At 50.3% G+C, this 21,331-nt stretch carries 12 protein-coding genes; 7 read left to right on the plus strand and 5 right to left on the minus strand.

Annotated features, from left to right (window positions below; genetic code table 11):
- Positions 1-116: 116 nt before the first annotated feature.
- A complete protein-coding gene (locus Q9L42_RS00095) occupies positions 117-1,238 on the minus strand; it encodes an IS4 family transposase (protein WP_305910357.1) in 1,122 nt (373 codons plus the stop codon).
- A 316-nt stretch (positions 1,239-1,554) separates the two neighbouring features.
- On the opposite strand from Q9L42_RS00095, the gene Q9L42_RS00100 reads away from it, so the two are divergent.
- From Q9L42_RS00100 to Q9L42_RS00110, 3 genes are all read left to right on the plus strand, one after another.
- Positions 1,555-1,926 carry a type II toxin-antitoxin system Phd/YefM family antitoxin gene (locus Q9L42_RS00100; protein ID WP_305910358.1) on the plus strand — a complete coding sequence of 124 codons (372 nt, stop codon included), beginning with the start codon at positions 1,555-1,557 and terminating at the stop codon, positions 1,924-1,926.
- Positions 1,916-2,524, plus strand: a complete 609-nt coding sequence (locus Q9L42_RS00105; RefSeq protein ID WP_305910359.1) for a hypothetical protein — start codon at positions 1,916-1,918, stop codon at positions 2,522-2,524. The genes Q9L42_RS00100 and Q9L42_RS00105 overlap by 11 nt, the downstream gene beginning before the upstream one ends.
- A 350-nt stretch (positions 2,525-2,874) precedes the next feature.
- Positions 2,875-3,759, plus strand: coding sequence for a tyrosine-type recombinase/integrase (locus Q9L42_RS00110; protein ID WP_305910360.1), 885 nt, complete (start codon positions 2,875-2,877; stop codon positions 3,757-3,759).
- 133 nt (positions 3,760-3,892) lie between these two features.
- Here Q9L42_RS00110 and Q9L42_RS00115 read toward each other — a convergent pair whose 3' ends face one another.
- From Q9L42_RS00115 to ltrA, 4 genes are all read right to left on the minus strand, one after another.
- Entirely contained in the window at positions 3,893-4,774 is an 882-nt protein-coding gene (locus Q9L42_RS00115) for an aminotransferase class I/II-fold pyridoxal phosphate-dependent enzyme (RefSeq protein ID WP_349431000.1), read from the minus strand.
- Positions 4,775-4,965: 191 nt separating this feature from the next.
- Positions 4,966-5,349, minus strand: coding sequence for a DUF7668 domain-containing protein (locus tag Q9L42_RS00120; RefSeq protein ID WP_305910361.1), 384 nt, complete (start codon positions 5,347-5,349; stop codon positions 4,966-4,968).
- Positions 5,350-5,352: 3 nt separating this feature from the next.
- Positions 5,353-11,790 (minus strand): RHS repeat-associated core domain-containing protein, encoded by a 6,438-nt coding sequence (locus Q9L42_RS00125; RefSeq protein WP_305910362.1) that lies wholly within the window; start codon positions 11,788-11,790, stop codon positions 5,353-5,355.
- 433 nt (positions 11,791-12,223) lie between these two features.
- A complete protein-coding gene (gene ltrA / locus Q9L42_RS00130; RefSeq protein ID WP_305910363.1) occupies positions 12,224-13,543 on the minus strand; it encodes a group II intron reverse transcriptase/maturase in 1,320 nt (439 codons plus the stop codon).
- A 723-nt stretch (positions 13,544-14,266) separates the two neighbouring features.
- Between ltrA and tnpC the strand changes: the two genes are divergently transcribed.
- The 4 genes from tnpC (at position 14,267) to Q9L42_RS00150 (ending at position 21,331) form a co-directional block, all read left to right on the plus strand.
- Positions 14,267-15,703 (plus strand): IS66 family transposase, encoded by a 1,437-nt coding sequence (gene tnpC, locus Q9L42_RS00135; protein WP_349431001.1) that lies wholly within the window; start codon positions 14,267-14,269, stop codon positions 15,701-15,703.
- 542 nt (positions 15,704-16,245) lie between these two features.
- Entirely contained in the window at positions 16,246-16,425 is a 180-nt protein-coding gene (locus Q9L42_RS00140; RefSeq protein WP_305910366.1) for a DUF1778 domain-containing protein, read from the plus strand.
- Between the two features lie 131 nt (positions 16,426-16,556).
- Positions 16,557-17,015, plus strand: a complete 459-nt coding sequence (locus tag Q9L42_RS00145; protein WP_349431019.1) for a GNAT family N-acetyltransferase — start codon at positions 16,557-16,559, stop codon at positions 17,013-17,015.
- A gap of 524 nt (positions 17,016-17,539) precedes the next feature.
- Entirely contained in the window at positions 17,540-21,331 is a 3,792-nt protein-coding gene (locus tag Q9L42_RS00150) for a response regulator (protein ID WP_305910368.1), read from the plus strand.

The following is a 21,331-nucleotide window of genomic DNA, read 5'->3' on the forward strand; positions in this document are numbered from 1 at the left end:
AAGTCGTACAATTTTTTGAGCAGCTAGTTTCGGCCAATAGAAAACAGTCTGCAGCTATAGAAATTATATAGATTGCTTCTCTGTACACGACAAAAATCATCTAATTAGCCTTTCAGTCATACCTTGGGAACCATTATTTCCGGTTTTTGCTTGTCGAAACCAATGATGTCGGGAGGACATATAAATAGTACCCATAGCTTCAGTAGATTCTCTGTTTTACTAAGGCCATGCAGAATCAAATCGGATAAATGATCCAACCCATAGCGGAAGAGGCTTTGCTCTATGCGGCCATGTTTCTTGGTTCTTAAAGGTCGAATCGCTTTATGCTTCCATTCGCCCGTTTTGTGCGCCCAGCAAAAAGCGATCGCTAATAACGCCATAACCTTTTTGATCCGAAAGTAGTGCGTTATTCGTGTCTCTTCCAAATGGAACCCTCGCCCTTTAAGGCATTGAAACAGCGTTTCAATTTCCCAACGCAAACCATAGACGTCTAACGGTTGGTCGAAGCGCTGATTACCCGCCAAAACCAATAATTCGCCACTGTTCAATTTCATACCACTGAGCCAAACCCATTGTTGGCCAACACGTCGCTTTTTCCTGAGTAAGCGGGTTTTTCCAGCCTGTAGATTGGCAAACAACGAACGAACAGGACGCTCATAACCGCGCTGATCCGTCATCAATTGATTGTCCTTCATCCGAATCAGATAAGGAATGCGCTGATCACTGAGCCATTGCCACCACTGATCACCAATAAATTCTCGGTCACCCAATACGCCCAAAATGTTACTGCGTCCAAATTGCCGAATATAACGTTGCAATAACGCGATGCGTTCGCGCTGGTTAGAGTTGCCTTGCTTATTCAACACCAGCCAATACACCGGAATTGCCGTTCCCTGGTAGACGATGCCCAGCGTGAGAATATTGAGGTTCTTTTCACCCCATTTCCAGTTCGTCCGATCCAGCGTCAAATAGTAGGACTGATCATACAATCCAAACATTTCCATGATTAAGCTAGCGATAGCATCGTAGTCGAAAACAACTTCCCGGAAAAATCGTTGCAACCGGCGATAACGGGATTTAGGGTCGGCCTGACTTGTGAAAGCTAACGCTAGTTGCGTCAGGTTGACGTGCTTCAATCGTACTAATGCCAACAACATCCCTATAAAACAATCCAATCGACACTTGCCCCAGTCTAAATGTCCTTTTAGAATCACTCTCAGTCCATCGCTTACGGCCATTTCACCTCCTGTTTGGTCGCAGAGAGTGAAACTGATTAGCGATGGATTTTCAAGTCCTTTATCTTCCTTCCTTGAAAATCAATCAGTTATATTTTTTGTCGTGTACAGAGCAATTTCAGTTGTCCCGCCATCGCCGACTGAAATTAAATAATATGCCCTAGACCAAAATCTACTTCCCTATATGGAAAAATGTTGGTTAGCCAAAGCGCAAGGCAGTCCAGGTCTATCTTTGAGAATCTGCTTGGAATCCTGTGAAAAACTTTGAGCAAACGGATAAAGTAGCTACAATAGTCACTATTACTAAGCGAGGTTCGCTATGATTACTATTCCTGCAAAAGAAGCAAAACTAAGATTCGGTCAGTTCTTAGATATGGCAGCAAAAGACACTGTTGAGATCACTAAAAACGGAAAACCGTTTATTTATTCTTTATCAGTAGATGAATATCGAAAAATTAAGTCTCACAATCAAGATCGAAAAATAAAAATAACCGAAATAAAACAGATAGTAGAAGATTTTGCCAATCTTCAAATTGATCGTCATGAAGCGATGTATTTACTTGGGATATCATGGTATGGCGATCTTCTTGACTTAGCAGGTCAATTCGGATTGGAATTAAAACATGTTGACGAAAAAACAGCTAATACCATGGTTGCCGACTTTATAAAAGTGATGTCTAATGACGAATAAAACAGCCGTTCAAATGGCTATTCCTGATGCTGGGCCATTGATTACATTGGCGAAAGTAGACGCCTTAGATTTATTATTATTGTTTAAAGATAAGGTCGGTATTGTGATAACAGATGTAGTGCACTTTGAAGTCACACAAAATGCGATTGATCATGATGATGCAAAAGTTATTAGAGCTTTTTTAACAAAGCACAAAGATAGAATATCCATTCAAGATACCCAATATGGACAAATGCTAATCGAATATGCAAAAAACGGAAATCATGAATTGCCTAGAGATGCAGGAGAACATTCCATTATAAGCTTTTTAAAGATTGCTTCAGGAAGACCGCCTGGGAAACCTATGCTTGTTATACTAGAAGATTCATGGTTTGAAACACATAGTGGAGCAATACCTGGAAATGTTCATCTTTTGTCAACACACTCATTTTTAGAGGGATTGCAAAAAATGAATTTATTAGCATCAGCAAAACAAATATGGGCAGAACTTTATCTTCATGGAAGATCAGGGAAATCTACAGATATTCCTGCCAAGAAAATCAATCCAGAAACTGATTGGCACTCGGAAATTGATGGAGATAGAAACAGCTTAAGTTAGTCATTTCCATACGAAATTTTTTAAATTTTTAGTAACTTCTCAATAACTCATGGCACGAGCGGCCGCGCGTTGACGTATCAGTTCGGGTAGTGGCGGAATCGTATTCGCTCCCCTGGTTCGATCCAATAGAAAGTGCCAAAACGAGATATCCAGTTTTTGGCAGGTCTTTTGGAGGCTCATTAACGTGTCTCGACACTGTCGCCCCAAATCATTTCACCCTGTTCCGGAACTTTTTAGCGGACGCTTTAGATAAATTTTGCATGGCCGGATTTTGTTGAAACCTTAAGTTTCTGTTCAAAAGCTCCCGCCGTATTTTTGAAACAGGTTTTCAAACGCGGTATGGAGGAGAGGTGGCCAATTCGATTGAACTGAAGTTTGAGAAAACCAAAAAAGAGTTTCTGAAGTTTTTGAAATACACCAAGGGCCACGCCGAGACCACTTGCTACAACTACAACTCGGATCTGAACATCTGGATCGCCTGGCTAACCGAAGAAAAGCTGGATTGGCGCAAATGCCAGCCGACCGATGCCGAGCATTTCGTGTCGTTTCTGGCGAAAGCCAATGTCGGCGCCCACGCCATCGCCCGCAAGATTTCCTGCCAGGCCACCTTTTATAAATGGGCCAAGCGCAACGACCACGTTCAGGAAGATCCGATCTACCAGATCGAGAAGCCGAAGCGTCCGCGCAGGATGCCGGTCTGGATGGAAGCCGAAGAGCAGGAGGCGTTCATGAAAGCGATCCGCAATTACGACGACATCCCCGACAACATCTACGGGCGCAGCAAGCAGTCGGCGATTAAGATCCGCCAGCGCTACGAACTGCTGTTCGAGCTGATCCAGAAATCCGGCCTCCGGATCAGCGAGGCGCTGGGTCTGAAAGTGTCCGACGTGCGCGTGGTCGACGGCGTTGCCAAATCGGTGCGGGTGATCGGGAAGGGCAACAAGGAGCGCCAGGTGCCGTTGCCGGAATCCTTCGGCCGAGTGCTGGCCGTGTCGATCGCCGACAAATACCGCGACGAGTACCTGTTCGCCAAGAAACCCGGCGGCCGGCCGATCGGCCAGCATGCGGCCCGGGCTTATTGGGGTCAGCTCACGAAACGGAAAAAATCGTACGCTAAAGAATGCAGAGAGTGGCTTTTAGTTATTCATAGGGTTGCGATTTGTAGGAAGGCAATTGCCATCTCGCACGATTACCCTAAAGTAATCGTTAACCTATTTATAACTCTATCGCTATGACCGACCTCCTTGAAACAGAGTACGAATTCTATCGATTTAAGCATAGAAAAGCTGATATAAACAGGATTAGCTGATTATTCATATAAAAGCTTTTCGACGCTGATCGAGATTGCTGGAGTAAATCAGACACTCCTTATATGCGACTAACATGTGTTAAGATACCTCGCGATAATCTATCCATAGCTTCACGGAGTTCGTCTATCTGTTGGGCAAAACATATACGTATAAATCCCTCGCCAGATTGCCCAAAACCAATACCAGGAGCGACAGCAACCCTCTGAGTTTTTAAAAGATCAAGAGAAAATTGTAGGCTATCCTTAACTCCTGGAACTTTAAAAAATGCGTAGAAGGCTCCAGGAGGGGCGATAAATTCAATTCCATTGATTGCATTCAATGACTCTACCGCAATTTGGCGACCTTGATCACAGAAAGTACGAAATTCTTCTATAAAATCCGAGTCAGATAATGCCGCTAATGCACCATATTGAATAAACTGTGACACGGCTGAGTGGGTAATTTCAGTTATATCGCAAAAGGTATCCCTCAGACCTTTAGGCACGACCAACCAACCGATTCGCCAACCAGTCATTGCCCAAGTTTTACTAAAACTGTTGCATACTATTACCCGATCATTAGGATGTGCAACACTAAGTATTGATGGAGCACATGGCGAGCCATTATAAATGAGCCTCGAATACACTTCATCAGCCACAATCCAAGTATTGGTTTCTCGACATATCGCGAGTATTTTTTTTAAATCTCCTTCTGATGCAACCCATCCACTAGGGTTATTGGGTGAATTAAGAAAAAAAAGACGAGCTCCTTTAAGTTTTTCATGCAGGGCGTCTATGTCAAGTAAAAAACTTCCATCATTTTTTAACTTTAAGCTTACAATATCAATTTCTGCATAGCGAACCCTGGCTGCATTAGTTATGTTCGGCCAAACTGGCTCATGAATGACAACGCGATCGCCAGGTTTTATCAAAAATGTCATAGCAATACCAACTGCAGCCATCAATCGTGATCGTTCACCTTATTCGGTCATTTTTCTTGCTCGTATCGCCTGTCAATATGTGGTATTTGAGTTGCAGGAAAATTTATTGGAACACGCTCAAGCTCTCTTGGTTGGTTATTTCAGCACCCTGGAAAAAGCGTAATTTGTGGGGATACCTCAGACTCTGACCCCAAATATTCCAAACAACCACATCACGGCACATGGACTGACTGTACATCGTAGACGTAGGTTGCTCCCTCTTCAGATATACGTATGGCCATAACTAAGTCGCTAGCACCTTCTTCAATCGTAAACAAATCAACAAGTACGTCCCAATAACCATTCATCCACTGACAGACAGAAGTATCCCAAGTCTCCTCAGGCAGACTCGTTAGTGTTGCGCCGTAGGCTAAGAGATTTTTTTCTATTCTCTTCGCATCAGTATCACTAATTGGTTGTAGACCAACTACTCTCCGTGTGACCTTAAAATCACCATCTTTAAATGCATCCACGATTTCTGAAATAGCACTTCTCCAAACAGATGCTACAGGTGTCTGATTATTTTGATCTTTTAAAACAGGAACTGTCGCACTCATCTTTCAGTTTCCAGAATGAAGTTCTTTATGACAATGGAGGCAAACCTCTGCATGATTTTCAGGTACAGTCTTCCCTCCATCTGCATGACGTTCGATATGATGCCCGGCTGAATTTGAGGCATCGATATCAGTTCCACATCCGTTTGCACATTTGTTGCCTTGTTCAGCTCGTTTAGCTTCACGCTCAGACGGTGTAAATAGGCGCTTTGGATCTCGCTCTGATTTGGGTACAGTACCTGGCCCAGTTGGTGGCTTCGGCAGTTTTGCACCCTTTGTAACATCAACCGCATCATCAATCCGTCTAAGCGTCCCTAAAGCCGGTATGCCTGGAAACAAGCCAATAGCATCAAGCCCTAAGTTTATCGCATTATCGGTACTCGAACATTGATAATATTCATACAGACTTTGGGCAAAGAAACCAAAATCCAGAATATCCCAAATTAAGCCTTTAGGATCACTATAGATTAACGGATTTCCACCAACATACCCATAAGTATTCAACCCGCCGTTTAATCCTATCGGATCGGAAGTGATATACCGCCCTAACTCCGGATCATAATACCGATGCCAGTTGTAGTAAAGCCCGCTCTCCGCATCATAATACTGCCCCGGAAAGCGCAGATTGACCGTGGCGCCGAAGCTTTGCGGCTGGCTGTCGCCGAAGGCTTGGCTTTCCCAGCGCCAGGTGATGGACCGGCTGGCGTCGGTGGCCAGGCGCGGCGTGTGCAGATGGTCGCTGTGCAGATAGTGTAGCGTTTCCCCGCTTGCCGTGCGATCGATCTGCGCGACCGGTTCGCTGCCCAGCCACACATAGTCTTTCCGCGCACTGCCGTCGGCGTTGGTTTCGCTGATCAGGTTGCCTAACAGATCGTAATGATAATGAATGACCGTGGCGCCGATGAGCTTGTGGCTGCGCTGGCCGTTGCCGTGATAACGGTATTCGGCGACGGTAACGCCGTTTTGTTGGATGGCCGTGAGCCGTCCGGCGTTGTTGTAGACGAAGGTTCGGCCCTGGGCATCCCGGATCAGGTGGCCGGCGGCGTCGTATGTCAGCAGCTGATTGTCGATCGTCTCCAGTTGATTGCCGCCGAGCGTGAAGTCGTAAACAGAGCTTTGTTTGCCTTCGCTTCGCAGCAGGCGATTGCCGTTTTCATCATATTGATAGCCAATTTCCGCGCCGTTGTTGACTTCGCTCTGCAGACGGTCCAGTTCGTCGTATTGATAAGCGTGACGGTTAGCCGTTGTGTTGCGGGTCAGCAGATTGCTGTTGGCGTCATAGCTGAACACGGTGTCCTGACCGCTGCCCAGGGTTTGCGAAACCAGCCGGCCTTGCAGATCGTATCGCCGGGTCTCGCCGAGTCCGTTGCCGAAGTCGCGCCCGGTGATGCGGTGACTGGCGTCGTAACCGATGTGGTCCAGGATGATTTGGCTGACGCCGGCTACGGTGGTGGTGATGCGTTCCACTCTGCCCAGGCTGTCGCGGTCATAATGTAGGGTGCGGCCGGACGGCAAGGTCTGGGCGATCAGACGATGCCCGGCGTCATACTGAAAGAACTGGCTATAATCGGTGCCGTCTCTATGCTCAGTGATCGCCGTCAGGTTGCCGTAGGCGTCGTAGGCCAGTTGGCTATCGCCGGCTTCGTCGCTGATTCGACACAAACGCCCGATGCCGAATGCACAGGTGTCATAGGTTAAGATGACGTCTTCGCGGGCGTCCTCCGGATACTGGATCGCGATCAAACGGTTCAGCTCGTCGTACTCGTAGCGGACGCTAATGCCGCGGGCATCGGTCGCTTCGATCAGGTTGTCGTTGAGATCGTAGCGATAATCGATAACCCCGCGATCCGGACTGACTTCCTGGCGAATACGGCCGAGCGGGTCGACTTGATAATCGGTTTGCGCCCCGTTCGGCGCAATCACCTGGTTCAAGTGGCCGTTGTCGTCATAGGCGTAATCGGTGACGCCCAAGCGCGCATCGATGCGTTTTATCAGGCGATTGCCGGGATCGTAATCAAAATCGGTCGGCTGGCCGTTGGCATTGATTAACAACGCCAAGTTGTCGGCCTGATCGTAATCGCTTTGTTGAACGCTGTCTTGGCCGCTGATATGCGGCTGCACGGTGTTGCGTAGGCGGCTGAGGGCGTCGAAACGCTGCGCCACGGTCGCCGCCAACGAGCCATCGCCGTTGACGCTGTTGATCCGGGTTGGATTGCCGGCGGCGTCATAGCGATAGTCGATGCGTTGATGCAACGGGTCGCTGACGCTGATCAGGCGACCGCGCGGATCGTAGTCCAGCGTCAGGGTGATATGATCCGGTGTGGTCAGGGTTTTCACCTGACCATCGGCATGATAGATCAACGTGGTCACGCGATTCAGACCGCCGCCGCTGGGCGGTGTTTCGGTGATCGTATCGGGCAGCCCCTGAGCGTTATAGTGATAGCTTGTCGCCAGACCGTTCGGGTCGACGATTTCGACGACTTGACCGGCATGGTTATAGTCGAAATGGGTTTCGTGCCCCAAGGCGTTGATCAGCGTTTCCAGATTGCCGTTAGCCGGATTGCGCACATATCGGGTCGCCTTGCGTTGACTGGCGTCCAGCGCCATCTGATTGGCTTCGGTGACCGAGGTCAGCAGGTTAAAGACCGGATCGTAGCTGTAGCGGGTGGTCGCATTGTTGTACGATTCGGTGACCGATATGAGATTGCCGGCCTCGTCGAACACCCGATCGATATAACTGAGTTGGTCCGGGCGGTGGGTCCTGATGGGGTTGCCGTCGCCGTCACGGTCGATCACCGTCGTCAGATGATTGGCGTCGGTGCGTCGGATCAAGCGACCGAATGAATCGGTGTTGCTGTATTTGCTATGGCCTTCGCCGTCGGTGAAAACGCTGATCGCGGCCTCGGGACGAACCACCGGCGCCGGGTTGTCGGCGCTGCCGAAGGCGCTGTCGGCATCGACCAAGCCGATGGTTTGTTCATGATCGGCTTGATGGACACTGCCGTCCGCGCGGGTGACTTGTTTGAGCCGGCCATTGCCGCGGTACTCGCGAACGCCGGTAAAGCCGCGTTCGTTGGCTTCGGTGGTCATCAAATGCCGGTGATCGTAGCCGAAACGCTTGAAAGCGCCGTCCGGGAAAGTGACCTGGATCAGGTTGTTGTCGTTGTCGAAGCGGAAGCGGGTCACCCGGCCGGCCGGGTCGGTAACTTTATCGAGTCGACCGTCGGTATAGGCGAAGACGGTTTGCAAATCCGCCGGGTCGGTGATCGTGGTCAACTGCCGGTCTCTGTTGTAGGCGTAGCGGGTGCGGTTGCCGTGACGGTCGACCACGTCGGTTTGCAGCCCTTCGGCGTTGAAGTGGATTTGCGTGCCGTTCTTTAAGGTGCGAGTAAAGCTGCCATCGTCGTTGGCAACCAGCGTTGAATAATCGCCTTCCGACGCGTCATAATCCGATGTGGTAATGAAATGGGCGTAACGGACGCGTGCTTGAGAAGAATTGTAAAAACCGAATTTTCCGGGTACGAAACTGTCCGCTACATCGAAAATGGTTTCGCCGTCGATGCGAATGACGATGCGGCTGTCGCTATAGACCAACTCGTATTGATAGTCGGTATTGGGCCTCCAACCCAATCCTGAACCATATTGACTGGCTAATACTTCAAGGTTTTCCCCTGTATGTCTCCATAAGTCGGCATTGCCGCCCGTCACCCGGGACAGGGTAAATCCTTGCTGAGCCCCGCTTTGATAACGGCGCTTCCAATCAAACAACAGAAATTCGTAATCGTTTGGGTGATCGCCGTTGCCGGATTGGGGGCTTTGATAGCCGAAAACAAAACCGATAAAGTCGTCATCGCTGCGGGTCTCCACTCGAAAACGACCGGTAATCGTGGTGTTAATTTGATTATCGGGACCGACGAAAAAGGATGGTTGTCCGTTGATGGTTTGCACGACGGATAAGCCGTCACCGGAGACTTGCCAATTGCCAGCGGATAATGGACCTTGTTGTTGCCATTGATTCAAGTCAAGGTTGACGCGCACACGATCGAAAACATCCTGCTGTCCGCTACCATCGTAAATCAATACCCGGCCATCATTGTTTTGTTTCAGCCTGGAAACGCCGTTGATCCCCCAGCCTGCGCCATAAGGACTGGCTTGCTCATTGATGACGACCATGGAATCGCGCAAGGTTGTCGAACGGCTTGAGCTGGCGAAATGGTTGGTCACCCTAATGTTATAAGGATAAATCCCCGTCGCCAATGAACTGGCGTCCAATAAAGAGACCGCACGCAGGGTTTCGTCGACGCTTTCGCTGAAACCACTGGTGGAAAGATAGCTGGGATTGTTTTGCCTTACGCCGCCGATAATGGCTTGATGGGATATCTTAGGCGGCACCGCAGAGCGACGAACGATGGTGGCGTCGAACGGTATGGCCGGATTAGGCCAGGCCCGACCACTGCGGTAACTAAAGCTGAGACGCCGACGTTTACCTTGACTGGCGTAGGAAGGCAGACTGAAGCCAGAATTCAGGCAACCGCTCTGTGTGGTCAAGGTCGAATTGGTGACCGTTTGATCTTGGTCACAGGGGGAAACATGACTACCGGGCGCCTGGCTGGTGTTGTTGGCCTCGGGCGGCAAAACGCTATGCCAATCGGTGGCGCTGACGCCACCGGCAATCGTTTCAATGGACTGCCCGTCGGCCGATACCTGACCCGTCCCAACGATGACGAAGGCGCCCATTTCCGGATCGACCGACCAGATATCGACTTCATTGCCCGGTACCAGGTGATCGATATTGGGGAAGGTCAGTGTGACCGGCTCGGTGAACGTGATGCCCACCGGTTGTATCGTGACCAGCAAGCCGGGGTCTATCGTTTCCGGCATCGCCGCCGGCGCTAAGTTTCTCGGCACTTCGGAAATGGAAAACTGCCCGGTAAAATAGGAGCCGTCCGGATTCTTAGCGGTATATGGCGGCACGGTGAAGGAAACGCCCAGGTTGGGATTGGCGACCCGCGTTTCGATGGCCGGGTCGATCTGGGTCAGACTGTCGCGGTCGATGCGCGGCAGGTAGAATGGTCGCGCTTCGTGGTTTTCCACATGCGCGATCAACGGGTATTGCTCGCGAAAACCGGCATAAGGGCCGCCGACCGGGGAATCCTGGGCGGTTGCCGCATTAATATCCAAGACTTGCGTGCCGGCGGTCAGATTGCTGAGGGTAAAGTAGCCCTGGCTGTCGGAGCGTGCCGATGAACCGTTATGCCGAAACGATACCGTCGCTCCGACAATCGGCGTCACGATACCCTGCTGATAATCGTTGGCGTCCAACAACCGTCCACGGAAGCGCGTGGGAGCGCTCTCATCGACGGCCGGCACCGTGATCGCTACGGTCTGCTGGTCGCTGGCCCGGCCGTCGCTGACCGTGAAGGTCAACGCATGAACGCCGACTTCATTGACGTCGGGCTTGAACACGAATCGGCCGCTAGCGGCATCGAGACTGGCGCCGGGCGGCAAGGGTAAATCCAGCACCGAATAACGGAGCGTATCGCCGTCGCTATCGCTGGCGCTTAAATCGAATGTCAGTGTGCTGCCCAGCGGCGCGCTGACATTGTCGATAGGCTCGAGAATCGGCGGCGCATTGGGCTGCAGGGCGCTAATCGTCACCTGGCTCTGGGCGCTGTCCAATTGGCCGTCATTGACCACCAGACCGGCGACATAGTTGCCTTCGACATCGGCGCTGAAAGCGGCCGAGGCGGACGAGGCATTGCTTAAAACAGCCTGGCTGGCCGAGGGTTTGGCGATCAATGTCCAGCGATAATTCAGCGCATCGCCGTCGTCATCGAACGAGCCGCCGCCGTCCAACGTCACCGATGCGCCGACCGCGACGGTTTGGTTGATGCCAGCATCGGCGAACGGCGCGTTATTGACGTTGCCGGTGATTGCCACGGTCACCACCCCACCCGGTTTGCCTTGCAGTTGCACGCTCAGTTCATTGACCGAAGCCAGCGTCACCGGAACGCTGATAATGTCGGTGTTTTGATTGAAATTGTGAGGCCCAACCACCACGGCGCCGTTTAGCGTGATCGTGCTGCTGCTGGCGAAACTGCCGATCGCCTCATCGTCTTCCAGGCCGCCATTGTAGACAGTTAAAACAAAGCGGCCATTGAGATGTTCGGTGAAAAACGTGCGCTTTTCGGTGACCGGGGCACCGCTGGCCCGGCTAAAATGCGCCGGCTCGAAGGCGGTCACCGTTTCGGCCTGAACCAAGCTCCAGCATGACAGCATTAACAGCGTCAAGATCCCCAACATCATCGCCGTCAGCGCGGACGCTAAAGCCGCAACATCCGCCGACAGGGACGCGTAAAAAACGGCGTCGCCGCTTAAAGATTTGGAACAATTTGAAGAACGAACAGACCGAGACTGAATGCGTGGCGCCAATAGCTTTAACATACGCTTCCCTTTATCCTTGATGGTTGATTTTGCTTCCCGTCATCCTGTGTAGATGCGCTGGGGATTAACATGAGTGCGAGAAATTAAAGCACAACATCCTTTCGACGGCTGTCAGTCTTGGCTGAAATTTATGTCTGTAAATGCTGAAAATATGTAGAAATGCCGGATGATTCACAATAATCACCGGCATTGAAGGATTGCTACCTCGTCTTCGCGCCTTACGAGGTTATGATTATTCACCGGTTGAGTAGACCGGTTTCTTTCGACCAAATAACATCGTACTTGCCATGCTTCTCTGGAACGCCCCGCCGCACGCGGCTACTACGTGATTGCAAATCGTTTGTTATTTCATCAATTGTTACCAAGCCCCTCACAGAACCGTGCTTGCGCTATTTACGCACACGGCTCCTCATTAAGAACCCTATTCACGGATTCAGAATAGATTCACCAAGATTTTAGGTTTCGGCAGTGGAAAACGCGCTAACAATAGAGCAAACTTTGCCCAACTACAGCAGTTTCTCCGGCCTCGCCGATTCAGCCATTTGTGTAGAATGCGTTGCACTTGATAAAAGTACAGGTTTATTCCTCGACTGTTATCGGTGACGCCATAGTAGCCGTAATGGCCTCGCAGTTTGCGGGCGGTTCGCTTGAGTATTTCGGCGGTCGGCAGGTTTCGGTTTGCCTTAAGCCATGCACGGTAGGCTTTCAGCTTCGCCGTTAGGCGTTTACCGATCGTCTTCCGCTTCATCCGAAAGCGTTTTCCGTCTCGCGTCCGTGTACAGTAGTGGGTAAACCCCAGAAAATCAAAGGTCACCGCCTTTTCGCCACGCGCTCTCGCACGTTTGACCGCTAACGGGCCAAATTCAATGCATTGCGTTTTCTCCGGTGCTAACGTCAGCCCAAACAGGGCGAGCCGTGCTTCTAGCTCGTTCCGGAATCGTTTGGCATCCGCTTCCTGCTGGAAGCAGACGACAAAGTCGTCCGCATAGCGTATCATTCGGACGACTCCACCGCAGCTTTTCGCAAACTTGCGGGTCATCCACAAGTCTAGGCTGTAGTGCAAATAGAGATTGGCTAGCAAGGGCGATATCACACCACCTTGCGGCGTGCCTGTTTCACTGGCTTTAAACTGTCCGTCTTCGACGATACCCGCTTTCAAGAAGCGTTTGATGTAGCGCAATACGCGTTTGTCGGCGATACGATGCGCGAGAAAAGCCATCAGCTGCTCTTGGTCTACCGTATCGAAAAAGCCTTTTATATCGGCTTCCACAATGTGGTTTATCGGTCGATTTTCGACTGTTTGGCTTAACGCTCGCAGCGCATCATGACAGCTTTTACCCGGCCTGAATCCATACGAGTCGTCTATAAAGTCTTGCTCATAGATAGCCTGTAAGATTTTGACCAGCCCGGCTTGCACCAGTTTGTCTTCCAGCGCCGGTATCCCTAAGGGCCTTAACTTATCAGTCCCGGGCTTGGGGATGTAAACCCGTTGCACCGGTTGGGGTATGTAGGCCATTCGGTGCAGTTTATCAACTAGCTGCTGAAGATTTTCCAGTAAGTTGTTCTCATACTGTTGCTTGGTGACTCCATCAATACCTGACGCAGCATGATTCCTCAGCGCGTCAAAGCATCCCCATAACATTTCCACTGTCATCAGATGAAACAAGCTGGTGAACTGACAGTTCGGTTCGTTACGGGCTTTCTCCGCTATACGTTGCAGTTTCGTGGTTACCGTTTCTTCGTTTCTGGGCACGTTCGGTATGTCTCCTTAACGTTGTTTCTTAATGTAACGGTCTTCCCTCCCGCAGCATTACCCGCGTTCATCGGTACTACACCGTTATCCGACTACCTATAGGCATTTGTCTTTCTTACTTTATGATCGCTTGTCCGACATACTCGCTTCCTTGTGAGACCTGATAGGTTCTCCCAGGTTGCCGTTTATTCCCGGTGTCCAGCATGCCATGCTCTTCGACCCCGGAGAGGCAGAGTAAGACTTGTCATGACGCCTTACTCTGTGTTGATTTCCGCATAGTTAACTACGTCATCCCTCTCTTGTCTCTGCTTTCGAGGCTCAATCACTTCAGCTTTCGCTTACGGCCTGTTGTCTTGAGTTGCTTTGTGCTTAATCTTTGGGGTTACCCCCGCCGACCCAAAGACTCTACCCAGTGGCTGACCGGCCTTCTGGGACGGGATTCTCGCCCGCTGGAATAAACGACCTTGCCTGGCCGCACTAACTACTCACCCCTAAAAAAAGTCAAAAAAAGACTTGACAGGTTTTTCGGTGCAAAAAAGACGTTTTCCGAAATAGGGACGAATGTCCCCTCAATTCGCCATGTCTATCACGCTCCTGGGATTTTGTGACAGTCACGCAAGGCCTGTTTCAAAATGTTGTTTTTCGTTCGCTCAGCGAGCGCTCTGAAGGTCGAAAAAAGGCCATGCGATAATAGCGTCATGAAAACAGACGTAGTCATAGCGAATGGCAAACCTTGATAAAACCTCAGTGCGACAGGAACTCGATCGGGTAAAAGCCGATTTTGAAGCGCTCCGGACGGCCGGTAAAGTCACGCCGGAAAGTCTGGCGGTGATGAACAGTCTGTTTATGATTGTCGAGCTGATTTTAGCGATTTTCCTGGAAAGGACAACCCGGAAGGATAATCGGAACTCCAGCCTGCCTTCGTCACAAACGGGCCCGGATGATTCGGCGCTCGTGTCGGGAAGCCAAGGCAAAGGAAAGCGACTGGATAAACGGAATGCGGTCAATTCGCGCACCGTCGAAACGGTCAGCGTGTCGACGGTGTCGACCTGCGAGGTGTGCGGTGAGTCCTTAACGGACGTGCCTTGCCGGCATCATGAACGGCGCACCAAGATCGATATCGTGTTCGAGAAAGTGGTCGAACACGTCGATGCCGAGGTGAAGACCTGCCCGGTCTGCCAAACCATGGTGAAAGGCCGGTTTCCCGATGACTTGGCAGGGCCCCTGCAATACGGCGATGGGCTGAAAGCGTTCGCGACCAACCTATTAGTCGGTCAGATGGTTGCCTTGAATCGGGTTCAACAGCTAATCGGGGCGATGATGGACACGGTGATCGCCGAAGCCACTTTGCTGAACTGGGTGTTACGCTGTCATCAAGCGCTGGAGGCCTGGGAACAACAAGCCATTGAACAGCTATTGGCCGCCCCCGTGATGTATGTGGATGAAACCTCGCTACGAGTCGACCGAAAAAACCAGTGGATTCATGTCTATGCGGCAGGTAGCGTCACCCTCAAGCGACTCCATCGAAAGCGGGGCAAAGCCGCGATTGAAGCCATTCACATCATTCCGCGTTATGGCGGGGTGATTGTGCATGATTGCTGGGCCTCTTATTTTGCGTATGAGGATTGCAAGCATGGCCTGTGCGGATCGCACTTGTTACGTGAGCTGACGTTTATCGTGGATGCCCACCAGTATCGCTGGGCGAAAAATATGAAGCGGCTGTTACAGGAGACTTGCGTTCAGGTCTCTAAAAAGGAAGAGAAATGTCTGTCCGACCGGGAACTGGCCAACTTGCAAAAGCGCTATCGCGCGACTCTCACCCGGGGTGAAAAGGAATTGCCGCCGATTCCGCCCAAGCCCAGCGGCAAGCGCGGTAAAATCGCCAAGTCTGATGCGCATAATTTGTGGGAGCGCTTGAAAACCCATGAAGCGTCCGTGCTGCTCTTCGCCCGCCATCCCGCCGTGGCATTCACCAACAACCGGGCCGAACAGGACTTGAGAATGGCCAAGGTCAAGCAAAAGGTCTCCGGCTGCTTTCGGTCCGAAGACTATGCTCATGCCTATTGCCGGATTTCCAGTTATTTACAGACCATGGCCAATAAAGGCTATAACCCGCTGACCGCCATTCAATTAGCATTGGCGGGGAAGGCTTGCGAGTGAGGGGCGAGTAGTTACCATTCACCATTTATTCCCGTTCTCGAGACGAGCGGCCATGCGTTAAATGTGAATGAAAATGAATAGGAATGATATTCTTACAGATCGAATGTTACATATGCTCGTGCATAGCAAGCTCTATTCGTAATAAAACGACTATGGCTAAAAAGAGGTTAGTGCATTTAACAATACAATCCGTAAACGTGATTTTTGCTCTTCCCCACTTCCTCCTTTGCCAGCCCTGTATTTGATCACGCCAATCTCCTGATTGAAACGAAAGCCACCATGATGAGAGGCGTTACGGAGCTGATTGTCAATCATTCTCACATAACTTCGTGAATGGTTGATTTGCTGTAAAGGGATTACATCTTCCAGCTTTATCGAGCTTTTTGTATTACTTCAATGTCATAGCTTCAAATTGGTCAAATGCTCTACCTGTTATTACATTGTTAACATAGGCGGGTGTTTCAGCGAGGCTAGTAAATGCTTCAAAGACGTTGCCGTAAAATCTGCTAATATCATCAAAGTGTCTGGATTAGGAGATTGCCATGACAAATAAACGTACAGACAGAATTGATCTTAGAGTCTATCCAGAGGCGAAAGAAGCGCTTCAAGCGGCGGCATTACGGCATAAATCGGTCAGCGAATTTATCCTTGATAGTGCTTTGGATACTGCCGATGAAGTTTTGGCCGACCGTCGCCATTTCGGGTTGAATGCTGAGCAATGAAAGGCCTTACAGGTTGCTCTTGATTCCCCGCCCCGCCCATTACCACGTATTGAGAAACTCATGCAGGAGCCGGGGATTTTTGATCGACCCAGAATAGACCACCTATCGAAAAATTCGACCGTCGTCATGATATAGATTCCTTCGATTGTGGACAGGAAAACCTGAATCGATATTTACAGCGCTACGCTTTGATGAGTCAGCGGTCCGGTGCTGCCCAGACATATGTTGGCGTGGCGGATGAAGAAGTCATAGGTTATTACTCACTTGTCGTGAGCAATGTCACTTACGGTGATGCTTCCGCACGCTTGAAAAAAGGACTATCCCGCAACCCGGTTCCCGTTATGTTGCTCGCCCGCCTGGCGACCAATCTTGATTGGCAAGAAAAAGGTGTTGGAGCCGGGTTGCTAAGGGACGTCATGCAACGCACCGTCCAAGTGGTCGATATTGCAGGTGTTCGGGCGTTTATAGTCCATGCGAAGGATGATAAAGCGGAAGCTTTTTATGAGCATGTTGATTTTATTCCCTCACCGACTGATCCATACCATCTTTATCTTTTAATCACAGACATCAGAAAAACGATGCAGAATTGATTGGTTCTATTGTGCCCTCCTCTCCGAAAAAGGAAGGGTTTCAAGTGGGTTTCAGGACAAACCGTTCTTTTGGTCAGATGACCCCGGCTTGACTCTTCCTATTTGGCAGCAAATTTAGTCAAAAGCAATCCCAAAAGCCAAGTTGTTGGAATACATTTTGACTATGGCCACCCTCCCTGCGTCTTTTTTTGAACGAGAAGCAGTTTCAAGAATTGGAAGGCACATAGATATTGAGATATTGCACGGAAACTTTGAATTTTCAACCGTTACAGTCGATCACGAAATAAAAGGACGAAACCTATCTTGACAAACATCGAATTAGTGGCAACGATAAGAGCTTATATACGAACACTCCAATCTAGATGTCAAGAGGGTATAGAGAATTCTTGTTAGTTTCTTGAATAGGTCGTTGTCATCGTCGATGTATATTAGCAGCTGAAATCCTAAAATATACAGGCCACCCGTAAATCACCAAATACATGATTTATACCATATTTTTTTTCAAAACTTAAAGTTAACAGGTCATGGGCGTTTTTTTTATTAACTTAAAAAATCTATTCCGTGGTTCTGATGCATCAGGGCAAGGAAACCCATTATGGGATTTTCTGCTACTGTTTCTGCCGGTCACAGTACTGGTCGCGGCTGGTACATGGCTGCTGGGTGGATCGCGCATTCAAGCCGAACTGTCCATGCTGATGGCTGAGGAAAAAACTTATGTGGATCTTAGTCTTAGCCGCCTAGATCATGAGTTAGCCATTCCCGTTCGACATCTGGCGAGCTTAGTCAATGAAAAGCCGGTGCGCGGGGTATATGAGGCTTTAGAGGCGGGTGACCTCAAGCCGATGGAGGAAGCTTTCGTCTCACTGATGGCACGTAACCCAAGCTATGACAAGGCTCGCTGGATTGACGAACAGGGAGTGGAACGTGTTCGAGTGAATAATAGGGAAGGGCGGCCCTATCTCGTCCCTGAAAGTGAATTACAAAACAAATACGACCGATATTTTTTTACCGAAACCATGCAACTCAGTAAGGGGGTGATTTATATCTCTCCTCTCGACTTGAACATGGACAACGGTCAAATTGAGATACCTTATAAACCGACTATAAGAGCTGCAACCCGAGTCTTTAATGCAGCCGGAGATCCTCACGGCATCCTCATTATCAATATTGCCGCATGGTCGATGCTGAATGCCTTCGTGAACAGCGCGGGCCCTGCAGCTGGTCGATTGATGCTGCTAAATGCGGACGGGTATTGGCTCAAGAGTCCCAATGAAGCCGATGAATGGGGCTTCATGTTCCAGCGGAACGTGACATTAGGCAGTCGATATCCCCAGGTTTGGAGGGAGATCTCGAAGCTAGACATGGGGCAAATAAGATTGCCCGACGGTCTCTGGACCTGGAATACCGTTCACCCTGTTCCTGAAGGGAAAACCCGTTTATTTCATAATATCCGCTGGAAAGTGGTCACCCATCTTCCAGCAAGCGATTTAGCCGCGTTGGAAAACCGGGTTTGGCCGGCCAAAATCACGAGCGCACTGATCATACTCTCGCTATCTGCATTCGGCATTGGCCGTTTGATTCAGGCAAAAAACGCGCGCGCGCAGGCTGAAAAAGGCGCGGCACTGGCTCGCAGCGAAGCGGAAGCGGCACATCGGCTACAGGAAGTTCAAGCCAGTTTCCGTATGCTCTTTGAAGCAAATGCCAGCGGTTTGTTGGTGATGGATGCTAACGGATTGGTTATGATGACTAATCCGGCCTTTGAAAATATGTTCGGTTACCTACATTCTGAACTGGTCAACCAACCCGTTGAAATACTGTTGCCTGAACAGGATCGAACACGTCATGCTGAACAGCGAACTGAATATTGTCGTCGGCCAACTTCTCGATCTATGGGGGCCGGCAGGGATTTATTCGGGACACGCAAGGATGGCAGCCTATTTCCGATCGAAATAGAATTGAGTCCTTATCGGGACAATAATCAAGTCTTTGTGCTGGCCTCGATCATTGACATTTCCGAGCGCAAGCGCGTCCAGGATGAACTCGTTCGGATGAACGATGCCCTGGAACAGCGTGTGGCAGAGCGAACGTCTGAATTGCAAACTGCCCGGCAGGAAGCGGAACGCCTAGCCAGTGTCAAAGGCAATTTTCTGGCTAATATGAGTCATGAGATACGCACGCCGATGAATGCGATTCTTGGACTGGCTTATCTTCTGGAAAAAGCCCACCTCGGCTCTGAGGAGCTCAATCTGGTGAAGAAAATTCGTATCGCCGGACGTTCTCTATTGGGCATCATTAACGATATTTTGGATTTTTCCAAGATCGAGTCCGGGCGTCTGGAAATCGAGAAAGTGCCGTTCCGGCTCGACGATGTGCTGGATAATGTGGCTGCCCTGATGTCCGCCGTCGAGTGCAGCAGTGATGTGGAACTGGTCATGGGCCCGGCCCCGAAAGGCATGGAGTTTCTGCGTGGGGATGCGCTACGTCTCGAGCAGATACTGGTCAATCTGACCAGTAATGCGCTCAAGTTCACCCAGCGAGGCAGTGTCACGGTTACAGCGACACAGATTCCAGAAAAAGATGGCAGGAATTATTTGCGCTTCAGTGTGAAAGATACGGGCAGAGGCATCACTCCGGATAAGCAGGCGGCAATCTTTACCTCTTTCACCCAGGAAGATACGTCTACAACGCGTCGTTCTGGCGGCACTGGATTAGGTTTGTCTATCTGCCGCCGTTTGGTGCAAATGATGGAAGGCGAAATAGGCGTCGTCAGCGAACCGGGCAAAGGTAGTGACTTCTGGGTTGTTCTGCCAGTGGAGTTGATTGAGTCTCAGGAATATATGCAACCTGAAATGGCTTTCCAGAATGTACTGATTGTCGACGATCATCCTGTCGCCCGGGAAATGTTGGCGGCTATAATACGCAGTCTGGGTTGGAACCCTGAAGTAGTCGCCTCGGGGGAGGAGGCTGTGCAGCGTGTTATTGCCGAGGCTCAGAACAACAAACTCCCTGACCTGTTGTTGTTGGACTGGCGAATGCCGGGCATGAATGGTCTCGAGGTCGGAAAACAAATAAAAAAAGCGCTGGGCAATATTCCCAATGCACCGGTCATTGTGATGATCACGGCCCATGACCGCGACCTATTGATGCATGAGGAGGGGGCGGAAGTGGCGAACGCCATCCTGAGCAAGCCGGTTACCGCATCCGCCTTGTATAACGCCGTGTCCCAGGCCAAGAGGCAACTTGAAGGAAAAGATGTATCGAATTCCCCGGCTCGTGTGTCAAACGAGGGGCGTCTGTTTCACCTCCGCGTGCTGGTAGTGGATGATAGTGAAATCAATCGCGATATGGCCTGCCGAATTCTGGAATCGGAGGGTGCTGCCGTTCATCTGGCGGATGACGGCCAATCCGCATTGGAATGGCTGCGCGCTAACCCTGACAGGATCGACGTGGTGCTGATGGATATCCAGATGCCACTGATGGATGGTTATGAAGCGACCCGTGAGATTCGTGAAACGTTAGGTCTCTCCGCGCTACCCATCTTAGCGCTGACGGCCGGCGCATTCAAAAACCAACAGGCCGCGGCATTGGCGGCCGGCATGAATGGGTTTATCGCCAAGCCTTTCGATGTCGACGAATTAATCATCTATCTCCAACAATACGCCACGGGTCATTACGAGAAAAACAAGACGCAGTCTGCAACGACAACCACTGCCACCTCGGAAACTTCTGCTCCCCCGGTCGTCGATTTGCAGCGAGGATTACGCAGTTGGGGAGACATCGAAACTTACTACAAGTATCTGCGTAAGTTTGCCGACGCCCACAGCCGCGATGGGGATGAAATCTGCGCACTGATTGCGCAGGGAGAACACGAAAATGCGCGGGCTTTGGTGCATAAATTGAAAGGAACGGCCGGTAATCTGGCGATGATGGGGGTATGGGAACTAGCCGAGAAGATCGAGCGAATGCTTGCCGAAGGCGGTGTGACAAGCGATCGGGTGCAAAAACTGCAGACGGAATTGGGTCATGTATTGGCTGAGATCACACGCCTTACCGGGACCAATACGGAAAATGAAATGGCACTTTCCTGCATAACCGATAGTGCGGCTTCCCTGCAATTGCTGCGCGATTTGTTGCAGGCACTCGATCGGGATAATCCGGATGAAGCGGAACCCTTGCTGTCTGCGATTGAGGAATTCTTGCCGAAGCCGATGCTGACGCCCATACGTGAACAGTTAGATAACTTTGATTTCCGCTCCGCCGAGGAAGAGACCAAGGCCCTCATTAAACAATTGGATATCAATCCGGAGGATACTTGA

This window comes from Methylomarinum sp. Ch1-1, from assembly GCF_030717995.2.
GTDB classification, from domain to species: Bacteria; Pseudomonadota; Gammaproteobacteria; order Methylococcales; family Methylomonadaceae; genus Methylomarinum; species Methylomarinum roseum.

Coding starts and splice junctions, on each gene's coding strand:
- Q9L42_RS00095 (WP_305910357.1), bottom strand. CDS start 1,238: ATGGCCGTAAGCGATGGACTGAGAGTGATTCTAAAAGGACATTTAGAC.
- Q9L42_RS00100 (WP_305910358.1), top strand. CDS start 1,555: ATGATTACTATTCCTGCAAAAGAAGCAAAACTAAGATTCGGTCAGTTC.
- Q9L42_RS00105 (WP_305910359.1), top strand. CDS start 1,916: ATGACGAATAAAACAGCCGTTCAAATGGCTATTCCTGATGCTGGGCCA.
- Q9L42_RS00115 (WP_349431000.1), bottom strand. CDS start 4,774: ATGGCTGCAGTTGGTATTGCTATGACATTTTTGATAAAACCTGGCGAT.
- Q9L42_RS00120 (WP_305910361.1), bottom strand. CDS start 5,349: ATGAGTGCGACAGTTCCTGTTTTAAAAGATCAAAATAATCAGACACCT.
- Q9L42_RS00125 (WP_305910362.1), bottom strand. CDS start 11,790: ATGTTAAAGCTATTGGCGCCACGCATTCAGTCTCGGTCTGTTCGTTCT.
- tnpC (WP_349431001.1), top strand. CDS start 14,267: ATGGCAAACCTTGATAAAACCTCAGTGCGACAGGAACTCGATCGGGTA.
- Q9L42_RS00140 (WP_305910366.1), top strand. CDS start 16,246: ATGACAAATAAACGTACAGACAGAATTGATCTTAGAGTCTATCCAGAG.
- Q9L42_RS00150 (WP_305910368.1), top strand. CDS start 17,540: ATGGGCGTTTTTTTTATTAACTTAAAAAATCTATTCCGTGGTTCTGAT.